Annotated in this window: 17 protein-coding genes; 6 read left to right on the top strand and 11 right to left on the bottom strand. The window is 39.0% G+C overall.

Going from position 1 to position 13,768, the window contains the following annotated elements:
• Positions 1–4 precede the first annotated feature (4 nt).
• From F7888_RS13580 to F7888_RS13565, 4 genes are all read left to right on the top strand, one after another.
• Positions 5–433: a hypothetical protein gene (locus F7888_RS13580; protein ID WP_019155127.1), complete on the top strand. Its 429-nt coding sequence runs from the start codon at positions 5–7 to the stop codon at positions 431–433.
• 73 nt (positions 434–506) lie between these two features.
• Positions 507–968: a hypothetical protein gene (locus tag F7888_RS13575; protein ID WP_036175013.1), complete on the top strand. Its 462-nt coding sequence runs from the start codon at positions 507–509 to the stop codon at positions 966–968.
• A 22-nt stretch (positions 969–990) separates the two neighbouring features.
• Positions 991–2,025 (top strand): glycosyltransferase family 2 protein, encoded by a 1,035-nt coding sequence (locus F7888_RS13570; protein ID WP_026073465.1) that lies wholly within the window; start codon positions 991–993, stop codon positions 2,023–2,025.
• A 289-nt stretch (positions 2,026–2,314) separates the two neighbouring features.
• Positions 2,315–3,432, top strand: a protein-coding gene (locus F7888_RS13565; protein ID WP_087946637.1) for an IS3 family transposase whose coding sequence is annotated in 2 segments (ribosomal slippage) — positions 2,315–2,558 and positions 2,558–3,432 — 1,119 coding nt in all. Because the reading frame shifts where the segments join, the coding sequence is not laid out codon by codon here.
• A gap of 1 nt (position 3,433) precedes the next feature.
• On the opposite strand, the gene F7888_RS13560 is transcribed toward F7888_RS13565, so the two are convergent.
• The 11 genes from F7888_RS13560 to F7888_RS13510 form a co-directional block, all read right to left on the bottom strand.
• Complete coding sequence (locus F7888_RS13560) at positions 3,434–3,931, bottom strand: ParB N-terminal domain-containing protein (protein WP_225228792.1); 498 nt, start codon at positions 3,929–3,931, stop codon at positions 3,434–3,436.
• Positions 3,906–5,087: a methionine adenosyltransferase gene (metK, locus tag F7888_RS13555; RefSeq protein WP_191780287.1), complete on the bottom strand. Its 1,182-nt coding sequence runs from the start codon at positions 5,085–5,087 to the stop codon at positions 3,906–3,908. The genes F7888_RS13560 and metK overlap by 26 nt, the downstream gene beginning before the upstream one ends.
• Before the next feature lie 17 nt (positions 5,088–5,104).
• Positions 5,105–5,656, bottom strand: a complete 552-nt coding sequence (locus tag F7888_RS13550; protein WP_036174997.1) for a P27 family phage terminase small subunit — start codon at positions 5,654–5,656, stop codon at positions 5,105–5,107.
• A 111-nt stretch (positions 5,657–5,767) separates the two neighbouring features.
• A complete protein-coding gene (locus tag F7888_RS13545) occupies positions 5,768–6,127 on the bottom strand; it encodes an HNH endonuclease (protein WP_044036327.1) in 360 nt (119 codons plus the stop codon).
• 154 nt (positions 6,128–6,281) lie between these two features.
• Positions 6,282–6,692 carry a DUF1492 domain-containing protein gene (locus F7888_RS13540; protein WP_035150326.1) on the bottom strand — a complete coding sequence of 137 codons (411 nt, stop codon included), beginning with the start codon at positions 6,690–6,692 and terminating at the stop codon, positions 6,282–6,284.
• Positions 6,689–6,907 carry a hypothetical protein gene (locus F7888_RS13535; RefSeq protein WP_035150322.1) on the bottom strand — a complete coding sequence of 73 codons (219 nt, stop codon included), beginning with the start codon at positions 6,905–6,907 and terminating at the stop codon, positions 6,689–6,691. The genes F7888_RS13540 and F7888_RS13535 overlap by 4 nt, the downstream gene beginning before the upstream one ends.
• Positions 6,907–8,268, bottom strand: coding sequence for a DEAD/DEAH box helicase (locus tag F7888_RS13530; RefSeq protein WP_225228791.1), 1,362 nt, complete (start codon positions 8,266–8,268; stop codon positions 6,907–6,909). Before F7888_RS13530 ends, F7888_RS13535 begins: the two co-directional genes overlap by 1 nt.
• Positions 8,249–8,530, bottom strand: a complete 282-nt coding sequence (locus F7888_RS13525; protein ID WP_035150316.1) for a VRR-NUC domain-containing protein — start codon at positions 8,528–8,530, stop codon at positions 8,249–8,251. Before F7888_RS13525 ends, F7888_RS13530 begins: the two co-directional genes overlap by 20 nt.
• A 219-nt stretch (positions 8,531–8,749) precedes the next feature.
• On the bottom strand, positions 8,750–11,116 hold the full coding sequence (locus tag F7888_RS13520) for a virulence-associated E family protein (RefSeq protein ID WP_191780285.1): 2,367 nt from the start codon (positions 11,114–11,116) through the stop codon (positions 8,750–8,752).
• Positions 11,113–11,547 carry a DUF7768 domain-containing protein gene (locus F7888_RS13515; protein ID WP_048717998.1) on the bottom strand — a complete coding sequence of 145 codons (435 nt, stop codon included), beginning with the start codon at positions 11,545–11,547 and terminating at the stop codon, positions 11,113–11,115. The genes F7888_RS13520 and F7888_RS13515 overlap by 4 nt, the downstream gene beginning before the upstream one ends.
• On the bottom strand, positions 11,547–12,284 hold the full coding sequence (locus F7888_RS13510) for a phage antirepressor KilAC domain-containing protein (protein WP_191780283.1): 738 nt from the start codon (positions 12,282–12,284) through the stop codon (positions 11,547–11,549). The genes F7888_RS13515 and F7888_RS13510 overlap by 1 nt, the downstream gene beginning before the upstream one ends.
• Positions 12,285–12,895: 611 nt before the next feature.
• Here F7888_RS13510 and F7888_RS13505 point away from each other — a divergent pair.
• Both F7888_RS13505 and F7888_RS13500 read left to right on the top strand, forming a co-directional pair.
• Positions 12,896–13,228, top strand: coding sequence for a hypothetical protein (locus F7888_RS13505; RefSeq protein ID WP_019155143.1), 333 nt, complete (start codon positions 12,896–12,898; stop codon positions 13,226–13,228).
• A 136-nt stretch (positions 13,229–13,364) separates the two neighbouring features.
• On the top strand, positions 13,365–13,766 hold the full coding sequence (locus tag F7888_RS13500) for a hypothetical protein (protein WP_019155144.1): 402 nt from the start codon (positions 13,365–13,367) through the stop codon (positions 13,764–13,766).
• Positions 13,767–13,768 lie beyond the last annotated feature (2 nt).

The raw sequence follows: 13,768 nt of genomic DNA, 5'->3' as shown, positions 1-13,768 counted from the left end.
CTATATGTCATTACCTACTATTCCTAACATTACTCCAAAAATCTCACTAACCCGTTGTGAAACGATCAATTTATTGCTTGCATCCATTGCATTAGAGGAGATTGGTTTATCCCATATTTTGAATGCAGAAGGGGAAAAAATACAACATTTCTTAAAAAAGGATCCTTGTAACGTTGAGGATTATATAAAATTAAATGCAAGCGTCAATAAGATGCTGCGATCGATTGTCAGTTCTCAAACATTACTTCAATTTAAGTTAGAAGAAGTTATTTCAATTGATGATGAGGCATGTCATGAAAAATGCGATTCGAAAGATAAAGACAAATGTTCTAAAAAATGTGATAAACAAAAAAATAATATCTGTAAGGATACAAAGGTGATTCCTTGTATTTGTTCAAAGTGTCAAAGTAAAGAAAAGAATAAAGAATGCTAGAATTAAGCGCCTGTAACGCCTTTCCATCATTGATATGAATCGAGAGGAAACGTTTAGGAGAGGAGTTGAATCATTGCAAACAAATCATAGTTTCGATGAAAAGAAAGTCATGAAAACGGTAGAAAATCATTACCATTTCATACAGTCATTTATTAAATTGATAATAAAATATTTTTTTGTTTATTCCTATGCAATTTCTTCAAAAAAAAAAAATTTAACTGAAAAACAAATTATTCAATCTTTACTCCTAATTGAAAAGCTGCACATGTATATGAATTATCGGCATTATCTCTATAATCAGGTAATACCTTTATCAGATGATCATTTTACCTACTATTCAATTGAAAGTAATAATACTTATTTATTAATAAAAAAATTACAGCACCTGATTAAGCAACATCATTTTGTCCATTCAGATAATCAATTGTTATGCAACAATATTATCTCTCAGATTCTGAACTATTACCCTGCTTCCACTGTTAAAATCATTATTTTGAAAGAACCTTCTCCTCCTTGGAAACCACCGAATCATTAATTATAACGGATGGGATGATTAAATGACATCGCAGACAATCTCACTCTGTATGATTGTTAAAAACGAGGAAGATTTTATTGAACAATGTTTACAAAGTGTTCAAAAGTTAGTTAATGAGATTATTATTGTGGATACGGGCTCAAGCGATCAAACGATTAACATTTGTAAGAACTATAATGCTTCTATCTTTTCTTATGAATGGAATGATCATTTTGCAGAAGCCCGTAACTATGGTTTATCAAAGGCTAGTGGTAATTGGATATTATGGTTAGATGCTGATGAAAAATTGGAAGTTCAAAAATCGAAATTAATACAAGATGCAATACAACAAACGAATGCGTTAATGATTTATATGCCTATTGTTAATTATTACGGTCAATCTCTACCCATTCAAGAAGAAGATGCTTTTATCTATTACCAGCCACGACTATTTCGTAATCATGTAGGTATTCGATTTACTAATCGAATTCACGAAACACTCCAACTACCCCAATCACTCGAATCATCTCATGATATAGTAAGTATTGATACTGAAATTTATCATTATGGTTATTTCAAAAAAATTACAGACCAACGAAATAAATCTCGAAGGAATTTACAGGTCCTTTTTAAAGAATTTCAAGACAGTTCTCATAGTCCTTGGATTGAATATCATTTAGCTAGTGAATTTTATCGATTAAAAGAATATCAAACAGCTTTTAACTATATAAATAAATCAATCTTAGGATTTTTACAGCAAGGATATACACCTCCTGCTCTTTTATACCGTTTGAAATATGATATTTTATTTGAGACGAAGAGCTATGAAGTTGCTAGTTTTAGTATTGATAAGGCTCTTCTTCTTTATCCGGATTATGTAGATCTTCATTTTTTAAAAGGGCTTTTTTTATTTCAAATAAAAAATTATCCAGCTGCAATAGCTTCATTTGATAAATGTCTGGAACTAGGAGAACATCACACAGACTATCTTATTACAAGGGGTGCAGGTAGCTTTAAAGCAGAACATTATAAACAATTATGTTTAAAAGCAATGATAGTTCCAGAAAGTGATTTGTAGTTGGATGTCGTCAAGGAGCTGAATCGGCTACACTTAACTGGACAATAAAAATAAGGTCAAGTAGACTAACCACCAAATTTGGGCATACTGCTTACTGTCATAAGAGATCCATTCTAGAAACTTTACGTGGAGAAGCGGGTATGCTAGCCTTGTCGGCGGGGCCAGGTGTACTTATCAGCTGGCTTCCTGGTCGGGAAAGCATGTCCGCAGAGGCTCCATGTCAAGTTTCGGCATTATTCCACTGTTGTTGCAGTCTACGTTACCCCTATTTAGTTAAGGAGAGACTTACATGAGAGAAAGAAGAACTTTTACTTCCGAATTTAAAGCTCAAATGGTCAAGTTATACGAAAGCGGAAAGCCCAGAAAAGATATCATTAGTGAATACGATTTAACGCCTTCGGCATTGGACAAATGGATTAAACAAAGCAAAACATCTGGTTCGTTTAAAGAGAAGGATAATAGGACACCAGAACAAACAGAGTTGATCAAACTTCGTAAAGAAAACCAACGTTTATTGATGGAAAATGATATTTTAAAGCAAGCTGCGCTGATACTAGGACGAAAGTAAATGTGATCAAAAATAACCGACACAAATACTCGATATCAGCAATGTGTGACGTCCTACAACTCCCAAGAAGTACCTATTATTACGAAGCAAAAGAGCAATCAAAATCAGAAGATGAACTCGCATTTGCCATAATTGATATATTCAATAAAAGTCGCCAAAACTATGGCACACGCAAAATTAAACATGAATTAAAAAAGCTTGGCATAGTTGCATCCAGACGACGTATTGGCAGAATTATGAAAAAGAATGGGCTAGTATCTAAATATACAGTCGCTCAATTTAAGCCTCATGTAGATAAATGTAATGAATCAAAAGCTAAAAACGAGTTAAATAGGGAATTCAATCAACAAAATGAATTATCTGTGGTAGTGAGTGATTTAACATACGTAAGAGTCGAAAATCGATGGCATTACATATGTTTATTTGTTGATCTTTATAATCGTGAAATTATTGGTCACAGTGCTGGGCCTCATAAAAACGCAGGCCTAGTATATCAAGCCTTATCGACTATAAAAGCTGATTTACGGCAAATTCAATTGTTTCACACGGACCGAGGAAATGAGTTTAAAAACAGGATGATTGATGAAGCATTAGAAACATTTAAAATAAAGCGTTCATTGAGTATGAAAGGTTGTCCGTATGATAATGCGGTAGCTGAAGCCACCTTTAAAATTATTAAGACAGAGTTTGTCAAAGGGAAACATTTTGAAAATTTAGAACGGTTGAAATTAGAATTAGATGATTATGTTCATTGGTTTAATCATATCAGAATTCACGGAACACTTGGGTATTTAAGCCCTATTGAATATAAAAATGAACACCTTAAAAAAGTTGTCTAGTTTAGTGTTGACATACCACATCCCCTAAATGCGAAACAGCGGGCTTTTTCAGCTCGCTGTCTACATCGAAATCATCTTCTTTTATATTATCCTTAAGGGAATCCTTGAAAAGATCGTCCAACTCTCCTGGGTCAAAACCTGTCAAGGACACATCAAAGTCTGAAGCATTTAAGTCCGTGATAAGAAGTGCTAATTTGTCTTTATCCCAATCACCACTTATTTTATTTAGTGCAATGTTCAGCGCCTTCTCCTTTTGCTCATCCATTTCAACAACTACGCATTCTATCTCATCCATGCCCATACTCAGCAGGATTTTCAAACGCTGATGACCTCCGATGACTCTGCCGGTGGTCTTATTCCATATTACGGGTTCTACATATCCAAACTCCTCAAGGGAGCGTTTAAGTTTCTCATATTCCGGATCACCCGGTTTTAAATCCTTCCTTGGGTTATATTCAGCGGGGATGAGTTGTTTAGTTTTTATCTTCTCTATCAACATACTTTTCCACCGCCTTTCTAAATTCACTGTACTTATTTACATCCTCCCACGGGAACAGACAACTATTAAAGTGACCATAAACAGCTGTATCAGAGTAAATCACATTCCTTAGACGCAACTTCTCTATGATTGCCGCAGGTCTTAAATTGAAAATCTCCTGTGCAGCAAGAGTTAATATTTCGTCAGAAACAATACCTGTGCCAAGGGTATTTACAGAAAAGGCTACAGGATTTGCCTTACCAATGGCATAGGATATACTAACTTCACATCTCTTTGCATATCCACACCAGACGATATGCTTTGCAATGTACCGAGCCATATAGGCACCGCTTCGGTCAACTTTGGTGGGGTCTTTACCACTAAGTGCGCCTCCTCCATGAGATGCAAGTCCTCCATAGGTATCAACCATAACTTTTCTACCAGTTAAGCCTGTATCGGCAGCGGGACCACCTTCGACAAATCTACCAGAGGGGTTAATGAGAATTTCTGTTTCATCATCAAATGGGAAGTCCTCAAAGCACTGCCATAGGACATTGTTAAGGATATCTGTCTTTAGTTCTTCCTGTGTTTTATTCTTATCATGCTGTACCGATATCACGATAGTCTTTATTCGCACTGGAGTGTCCCCTTCATATTCCACCGTCACCTGTGCTTTACCATCTGGGTGGATACCTTTTATCAGTTTCCCTTTTCGGCAATCATCCAGTCTCTTTACAATCCTGTGAGATAGTATAAGGGGTAGGGGAAGCATTTCTCCTGTTTCCTTTGTAGCATAGCCATACACAGTTCCTTGGTCTCCAGCACCTATCGAACCATACTGTTCATTTATTCCATTTCTTGCTTCCAGTGCAGTATCCACGCCAGTTGCAATATCTACACTTTGTTTGTGTACAAATACATAAATTAAGAATCTAAGAGGGTTGTATCCAATCTCTTTAAGGACATTCCTAACAATGTATCGGATGTCTATTTTCTCGCTGCAGGAGATTTCGCCCGCCACGATAATTTTCCCTTTGGTTGCCATTACCTCACAAGCGACACGTGATGCTTTGTCTTTACGTAAACATGCTTCTAAAATGCTATCTGCTATGATGTCGCATAGTTTATCAGGATGTCCAGCACATACACTTTCAGCTGTTAAATATCTTTTACTCATTATATATCTCCTCATCTTTATTTTCCTCTGCGGGCAGATAACAGTCGCTCCATCACATCGTCCTGTGGGTTTAAACCAGAATACTCTGTAGCACAATTCTCTTTAACGATTTGATAAATCTCCATCCACAATCTGTTTGTCTGACTCATAAAGTTCTGACTCATAGCTACATAAGGACTTTGAATAGCATTGCCGGTAGTTGGATGCTTGGCAAGAAAGCCAAACTCGGTTACTGCTTCCTCACACTGTATCCATCTGGCCGCACTCATGGCATATCGCTCTAGAAGCTGTGGAAGTACCAAATGGGCACAGCCTCGCTCCTCGAGCCATTTCCATGTAATTTCATAGATTTCACTCGCTACTAGGGTTTTTCCATCCTTTTGCACCGCTGAGAGCATGGCCATTGGCTTTGGCATTTCCTGCCCCTTCAGGTCAGCGGTATTTTGGAACTCAACGACTTCAAGCTTTCTCTTACCAGGATTCCCCTCTGCAATTTTGTCAGCAAGTGGTTTCTTCTTTTGACCGGAGCCTATACGGGCGCCGCCACGATTTGTTCCATCTTTGGCCATTCACTCACCTCTTTTCGTCGATGGGCCTATTACCCCGTTTGAAACCGCGTTTTTTCACGCGTTGCCCCACGCCCGTTGCACAAATGGAAAGCTGTAGAGATTTGACTCCCCCTACCGGGTTCCCCAACGGTCTCCATCTCTTGCAGTGATTGCAGAGTGGCAAGGAGTACAAAGAGCCATCAGATTACTTCTATCGTGAGTTCCACCTCTTGCTAGAGGAAGAATGTGATGCACCTCGGTTGCTGGGGTCAGCTTTCCTTGTCGTTTACACTCCTCGCAAAGAGGATGAGCCGCAATGTAGCGATCACGTATTCTTTTCCATGCACGACCATATCGCTTACGGGTTGCTGGATCGCGGTCATACTTTTCATACCGTGCGGCTTCTTTTTTAGCATGTTCTTCACAAAAACGTCTGTCAGTCAGCTCTGGACAACCAGGATAAGAGCATGGTCGCTTAGGTTTCCTTGGCATACTACACCTCCTTTTGCCCATAGAAAAAGCCCTCGCAGGAGAAATGCTCCCGTGAAGGCTTCTGTTTGCTAATATTCCATACTACCATTATATAACTTTCACTACGGACAAACAGTGTCATCGTATGCCAACCTGTGCCAAAGTGTGCCAACTTTTATTTAGGCACCTTTAAATGCTGCAAGGCTGATGAGTGAAGTCTATGCACAGTTCTCATAGAAACATTAAGGTTGACACAGATTTCTTCCCAGTTAAGAAAGTTAATGTAACGGTAGCGAAGAAGCAGCTTCTCATCCACGTTTTCCATCTGGTTAATCGCTTCACGAATATCTGACTTAAGCTTTATTAAACGTTCCACCTCTTGTTGTATCTGCTTCTCCAAATCTACTATTCTAATCACGTATTTTTCAAAAGGTGGATCAGTACTTTTTGTTTTACTGACTTTTTCCTCAAGAACAGGAGATGAAACACTTCTTGAGAGTTCCCTTAGATTTTGCAACTCCTCAAGATCGGAATTAATCAGCTCATTTAAGCGATAAGCTTGTTTCAAGAATTCCTTTGCCGTCATCGCACCACCTCCTCATGTAGCTTTTTAATTAGCATCTCAGGATCGAGAGATGTCAGGGTAGTGAAATACCCGGAATGGAAGAAACGCTCAATCTCACGTTTCGTATATCTAGCAGAATCATTGCGAGGGTATTTTGCTAGTCTTTTCAGAGCAAAACGATAATCTTTGACCGCCTGTAGAATAATGGCATTTGCCAGCTTTTCAAATGCATCCATCATACAACACCCCTCGCTTTCCCCAGATTTGCTTTGACAGCGTTAATAAGATCGGACTGTGTCTTTTCCTTTCGTTTCAAGGCTCTCATCACATCTTCATCAATCGTGCCTTTAGTAACAATGTGATGGATAACCACCGTTTCATTTTGTCCCTGTCTCCAAAGTCTTGCATTTGTTTGCTGATAGAGTTCCAGACTCCAGGTAAGACCAAACCAAATAAGTGTTGAACCTCCACTTTGTAAATTGAGACCGTGTCCTGCTGATGCGGGATGGATAACCGCCACAGAAATATCTCCGTTGTTCCAGTCTTTGATATCCTTAGATGTTTTAATTTCTCTAACATTAAATCTTGCTTTAATACGCTCTAAATCGTGATTATACCAATATGCAATAAGAACAGGTTTGCCGTTTGCACCTTCGATTAAATCTTCAAGAGCATCCAGCTTGCGGTCATGGATAATATGAGTATTTTTATCATCATCATAGACAGCACCGTTTGCCATTTGAAGGAGTTTGCCAGAAAGGACTGCTGCATTCATGGCATCAATCTCCTCATTTGCAAGCTCAAGAACCATCTCTTCACGAAAGTGATCGTATACTGATTGTTCTTTATCATTTAGATACACCGACACTTCATTGATCACGCATTCTGGCATTTTCAGAAAATCAACCGACTTCATTGAAATGGTAATATCTGAAATTAGCCGATATATGGCATCTTCTGCCCCAGGTAACGGTTTATATGAAAATACAATCTGCTGATTACGTTTATCTGGAGTAAAGAAGGAATTGCGGTAGTGAGTTATGTATCTGCCGAGTCTTTTACCCATGTCGAGAATACGAAACTCTGCCCACAAATCCATTAACCCGTTACTGGATGGAGTACCTGTAAGACCCACGATACGTTTCGCCCTAGGTCTGACTTTTAGTAAACTCTTAAATCTTTTTGCTCCATAGGACTTAAAAGATGACAATTCATCAATGACCACCATGTCATAATCAAAAGGAATGCCACTTTTGTTTACTAACCAGTCAACATTTTCTCTGTTTATAAGATAGACACTTGCTGGTTTCCTAAGAGCTGCTAACCGCTCCTGTTCTGTTCCAATAGCCACTGAATACTCCAGTCCTTTTAAATGCTCCCATTTGTTTATCTCAGCTGGCCAAGTATACCTTGCTACCCTTAGAGGGGCAATGACCAGAACCTTTCCAATTTCAAAACGATCAAGACATAAATCAAATATAGCAGTTAAAGTGATTACGCTTTTGCCAAGACCCATCTCTAAAAACACCGCTGCTATGGGATGCTCAAGTATGAAATTCGTAGCATATGTTTGATATTTATGAGGATTGTATTTCATCGAGTATCCCTCCAATCTGCTCAACATCGTCAATGACATAGCAGGTAAAGCCTAATTTTTGTAATTGCTTTATTCTTCTAATCTGTAGTGGACGAGGTTTCTTTCTGGGAGCCTTTAATTCCACAAATGCCATCTTTCCAAGTGGTAAAAGCACTAGGCGGTCTGGCATCCCATCTAAACCCGGACTAACAAACTTTGCTGCAATGCCTCCCATCTTTTTTACCTCAGCCACCAGTTTCTTTTCGATATATTTTTCAAGCATAAATGCCTCCCATATAAAAAGGCTCGGAACAAGAAAACAACTTTAACCCATTTTTCCTATACGCGCGCGTATGCGTGTATGCACAGGCTACACTTTCCTCTTTTTTACTATTTATAAATAAATAGGGTACTTCTTGTTCCACTTGTTCCGAACCGTAGATTTTCCTTTTGATTACTAGCTTTGGGGAAAGAACCAGTATGAGAACAAGGTAAGGTACAACTAGCTTTGTTCCTCGACTCGGGAATAAGCTCGTTGCTTTCCATAGATAGGAAAATTGATTGTTCCGTTCTTGTTCCCGGTGTACTTGTTCCACCCACTGATCTTTCTCATAATGGCACCGATGGCATAAGAATCAGATGTTCTCATTGAGGATGCATCTTTTCCAAAACATTCACACCAAATCTCCATATTGCAGACAAGGGTTCTTTTTACTGTTCCAACACGGGTTCCGCCGCCAAATTCGCTACCGCCGAGGAAATTTCTACGTTCGTATAAAGACATAGTGTCCCAATCATCCGGCAAAAGAGTATCCAGATAGGTACGAACCAATCCTTCTCGTTCATCTGTTTCCATGGCATCTGCCTGCTCACTAGTTGCCATGGATGCATCATCACCTTCAAGGTAGAGTTTTTCGCCTTTCTCATATAGCACTAGTGTCTCTGCCCAAATCTGCTGTACTTCCTCTTTAGTCATCTGCCAAGCTTTCTTTTTACCATTACCGCTAATACGGACTGGCCAGAATCTTCGATTGCCAGTTATATCTCGAAGAAACCCGCTTTCTGCATTTGTTGAACCTACAATCACACACTGACGGGGATGGCTTTCCACATTGACTCCATAACTTGCCCGGTACTTATCATCTGCCCTCGAAATAAAAGACTTCACAATTTCCACATCCGTCTTACGCATACCAGCAAGCTCACCCAGTTCCAATAACCAATATCCCTGAAGTTTCTCAGCTCCGGATTTATCTTTCATGTCCGTAATGGTCAAACTATCTGAAAACCAATCTCCAGCAAGTTTTGCAAAGAAGGTTGACTTACCGATACCTTGAGGACCGTTTAAGATAAGGACACTATCAAACTTTGTGCCTGGTCTATAAATGCGGGCTACCGCTGCAACCATCGTTTTGCGGATGACTGCTTTTGTATAGGAATTATCTGTTGCACCGAAATAATCAATTAATAGATTATCTACTCGCCTAATTCCATCCCATTTTGGCAGGGAGTCCAGATACTCCTTAACAGGATGGTAGGCTCGTTCTGACGCTACAGCTAACACAGCATCCTTGGTCTTGGTAGGTGAATAGACTCCATATTTGCTGCTTAAATACACTTTAAGAAGTGCATTATCTGAATCATTCCAACCCGCCTTGATCTGTTCCCAAGGCAGGCCACCTTTGGCATCAATACCATCACGGTGGCAATTAAAAGCTATATGCTGTAATTCCTTGTCATGACGAATAATCAAAACGATGTTGTCTAGAGTGTCTTTTATTCGGCCTTGCTTATCCAATTCCAAAGCTGTCTGCCAATCCTCATCACTAAACTCCTCTTCAGCCTGTGCCTGTCTTTCCTTAGAAAACTCAGCTTTTACTCTTTCATCTTTTATAGCAAACTCGCACATTGCCACAAAAGATGGCATCTTACCAGGAGCTGTAGTGGTAGAAGCTTTATCATCTAAAGAACCGAATTTATGAATACGAACGAGATCAAAAGCATTGAGGAGTAATCCACTTGCTGGGTCTGTAGCATGATGGCTGTATGCGAATTTATCATCGTAGATAATCACACCGGCACTACTATCAGCTGGAATATAATCGTATCGCCCTTCCATAGCAGAAGGTGCATAAACTGCACCTAAGAATTTCTCAATTGCTTCACGAATGGAGTAGGCACGACAGAATGTTCCTACCACACCTTCCTTTAAAAGCGGGTCTGCTTGCTCTTTAAGACTGCGATTTATAACTTCAGACTGCCTGCTTGATACTGGCCATGTTGATGTATCCCGCCAGTTTTGATATTTTGAAAGATAAACATCAGGGTCAAGCAATTCTCCATCCTGCTCTTCATAGACAAATTCACCATTAGAGGAAGTGGATGGCCAATACATAAGGCGATGGGCTTCATAAGTCGTATCATCGAAAAGATCTATGCCGATTTCTTTTGCCACCATACGTCCAACGGCTGCGTATTCTTCTTCGCTGATTTCACGAGCAAGAGGAACTATTAGCCTAAGTCTTGGATTTTCCGGTGTGTGCTTATGGGTGGAATAAACACAGCATTTGAAATCAAAAAGCATACTGATTTGTTCCCAGATGTCCGGTCTACCGTAATCCATATCAAGGGTAAGCAAAGAACGGCATAAAACATTGCCCTTCTTTCGCCTTCCTCCTTTTAAATGCCCTCCAACAAAACCACCCACATCTTTGATATCATCTTGTTGACCTCTTTTTAATTTCCGATATTCTTCTACTGTTTCCGTAGTACGTTGTGTTGTCTTTACTCGGGCACAAAAATCCTCCCACGAGATATCTTTGTTTTTCCATTTCTTGTCCATCCGGCTGTTGCCCACAGCGATTTTCATAAGCTTTCGACCTCCTCATGCTCTGGACTAAAATATCTGACCGTTTGTCTGCGTTTCTTGGCTACTTCAATCTCCCTTGCCATACCGCTTGAGATGGTATTGCCTAGCACCCAAACCTCGGAGCATTTGCCCATAAGCACGATGTCCATAAATATGGCAAGTTCCCGTTCCTCTGGATTTTCATCATCCATAAACTGTGGAAACATAAGGTGGGGAGCAATCGGAATACAGTTTTGGTCTAATGCAAACCTGCAAAAACTGCGAGCCTTTTTAATGTTTCCTTCTACATCACCGGAATAGGGAGAACAAATATATACAAGTGGCTTAAAGGCAGATTTTTTCTCTGCCTTTTTCTTTCTTATTATGTTGGTCAGTGCCTCATGGGGAGTTGGGTCATGGTATCCTTCATGATTGAATTTATCAATTCCCATTACACACCCTCCATTTCTATCTGCGGCAAAATACCATCTGCCTTCAACAGTTCGTAAATGAAGAGTCTGCCTTTTTGAGTCCAATATGTATGGACTTTTGTATGCAGTTCACCGTTACTACCAATGTAGCTATGTGTCTTGGTGCTGGTATACCCTTTTTCTGCATACTTCTGATATAAAAGCCAGATACCACCTTGTTTAAATTGGATGCCCTTTTTATTAAGATAGCGGTTCATCCAAATAGCTGACTTACCATAATCTTTGGCGATTGCTGATGTGGAAATGAGGTCTTTGCAATTTAAAACCACATCGTAATAAGACACTTTCGGTTTCATTTCTGCAATTTGCTGATTCTGAACAGCAACTGTACCTTCAAGCACTTTATTTTGTTTCCTTACTTGAGTTAGCTGTTGATTGGCAATCTGTAGTGCCCTTGCCATGATTGCCTCTGGTGAATTCCATCTTCTTTCTATTTCAAGAAAGTATTGGCGACACTCTTTCCCTTTTGGAGTACGCTGTATCATGCATAGCTCTTTTGCCATATCAATTGTTATTTGGTGGTCAACAGCTGGTCTTCCACCTGTACTTTCCGACAGAAATGTCGAAAAGTCCGTACCCTCCACAAATCCATACTCACACATTCTTGGAAACCATTTATCATATTTCGGAAGTTTAGAATGAATGTCATTTGAATCCGTTTCCAGAAACATATCCACTATATCTGTAACAAAATGCATTGTGCTCATAAGTTCCTTGACAAATTGGAATTGATCTAAAGAATTTCCTTTCCAAATCTTTCGTAATGTCATCACATTGTAAATGCAAGAATATGTAGTTTGATTTTTATTTCAGCCTCACGATACATCTATGATTTTGCGGAATTTTTCTTTATTAAAAATATTACATAGTCCTTCAACTATTTTATAGCTCGTGTAATTAGTGCTAAACAACAATTAAAAAGATAGTCATAATAACGGAATTTAGTTATTTCAATCTCATGATGTCGTATACGATATTTATTTCCAATGTCCGTCAACATCTTAAATTCATTATGAAACAGATCAGTAAAATCATCATTTCCTTTTGCCATATCACTTACTATTTTTTCTGATAAATAGTTCTTATCTAAATCTAGTATGCCTTTAATCATTAAACTTCTTTACTTGTCAAACTGTTACATGATAGACGACAGCACAATCACATAGTCAACATTGACATAATATAGCATAAACACTTTCACTGAGTGTCATATATCTCATCTGCTTTAATAATCGTTATAGATTTGATTCTATGTTTGAAAGCGTGAGATATCATTAAGCATTAATACTTGAAAGGAGGAATTTACTCTATGTCAATGCCCAATATACCTAACATAAATGCAACCATCAGTATCACTCTTGAAGATTCTGTCAATCTTTTGCTTGCTTCCGTGGCCTTTGAGGAACTGGGGCTTTCTCATATCATCAACGCCGAAGCTGAAAAGATTCAGTATGCCCTTGGAACGCTCAGAGGACAGAATCCCCCCACTACGCCCCCGACGATTGATGAACTTCTAGGAATCAATGAGTCGGTTAGTCAAACATTGAGAAACGTCATTAAAAACCAAATGCTTCTTCATTTTAAGTTGAAAGATACGCTATCCATTTCGACATCCACAACGACGACTACCGGGACGCCATAACTTTGTAATTGCAAATTTTAATGAGTAGATAAGCAGACACATATGCACCGCCTTGTTATTCATTTAGTTTTGAGCGTTGAACCAATGTCGAAAAAACATCTTGTGATATAAAAACCAAATAGAAAGGAGTCCAATTATGTCATTTCCAAACATGCCTAATGTAACTCCACATATCAATATTAACCGAGATAGCGTCATCAATCTTTTGTTGGCGTCCATAGCATTGGAAGAATTAGGATTGTCTCATATCATCAACGCCGAAGCTGAAAAGATTCAGTATGTCCTTGGAACACTTGACGGGCAAACCCCACCAGAGCCCGCTACAATTGATGATTTATTGAAAATCAACAATTCGGTGAATCAGACGCTCAAAGATACTATTAAAACCCAGATACTTCTTCAGTTCCAACTCGAGGATCTCATCAATTATGAACAGCTTGGCATACACGTTAATACTGCAAGCGTAACGGCCGTATTCGAAGGCAACACCTACTACGCCAGCGACAGTGCATATTATCATACAACGGGAGGAATGTAATA

Origin of the sequence: Litchfieldia stipae (assembly GCF_014837155.1) — a bacterium.
Taxonomy (GTDB): domain Bacteria; phylum Bacillota; class Bacilli; order Bacillales; family Bacillaceae_L; genus Litchfieldia.
This window is presented reverse-complemented; position numbering and strand designations above follow the sequence as displayed.

Coding starts and splice junctions, on each gene's coding strand:
- F7888_RS13550 (WP_036174997.1), bottom strand. CDS start 5,656: ATGGCCAAAGATGGAACAAATCGTGGCGGCGCCCGTATAGGCTCCGGT.
- F7888_RS13530 (WP_225228791.1), bottom strand. CDS start 8,268: ATGAAATACAATCCTCATAAATATCAAACATATGCTACGAATTTCATA.
- F7888_RS13540 (WP_035150326.1), bottom strand. CDS start 6,692: ATGACGGCAAAGGAATTCTTGAAACAAGCTTATCGCTTAAATGAGCTG.
- F7888_RS13570 (WP_026073465.1), top strand. CDS start 991: ATGACATCGCAGACAATCTCACTCTGTATGATTGTTAAAAACGAGGAA.
- F7888_RS13535 (WP_035150322.1), bottom strand. CDS start 6,907: ATGGATGCATTTGAAAAGCTGGCAAATGCCATTATTCTACAGGCGGTC.
- F7888_RS13525 (WP_035150316.1), bottom strand. CDS start 8,530: ATGCTTGAAAAATATATCGAAAAGAAACTGGTGGCTGAGGTAAAAAAG.
- F7888_RS13515 (WP_048717998.1), bottom strand. CDS start 11,547: ATGGGAATTGATAAATTCAATCATGAAGGATACCATGACCCAACTCCC.
- F7888_RS13520 (WP_191780285.1), bottom strand. CDS start 11,116: ATGAAAATCGCTGTGGGCAACAGCCGGATGGACAAGAAATGGAAAAAC.
- F7888_RS13545 (WP_044036327.1), bottom strand. CDS start 6,127: ATGCCAAGGAAACCTAAGCGACCATGCTCTTATCCTGGTTGTCCAGAG.
- F7888_RS13500 (WP_019155144.1), top strand. CDS start 13,365: ATGTCATTTCCAAACATGCCTAATGTAACTCCACATATCAATATTAAC.
- F7888_RS13510 (WP_191780283.1), bottom strand. CDS start 12,284: ATGCATTTTGTTACAGATATAGTGGATATGTTTCTGGAAACGGATTCA.
- metK (WP_191780287.1), bottom strand. CDS start 5,087: ATGAGTAAAAGATATTTAACAGCTGAAAGTGTATGTGCTGGACATCCT.
- F7888_RS13505 (WP_019155143.1), top strand. CDS start 12,896: ATGTCAATGCCCAATATACCTAACATAAATGCAACCATCAGTATCACT.
- F7888_RS13560 (WP_225228792.1), bottom strand. CDS start 3,931: ATGTTGATAGAGAAGATAAAAACTAAACAACTCATCCCCGCTGAATAT.
- F7888_RS13580 (WP_019155127.1), top strand. CDS start 5: ATGTCATTACCTACTATTCCTAACATTACTCCAAAAATCTCACTAACC.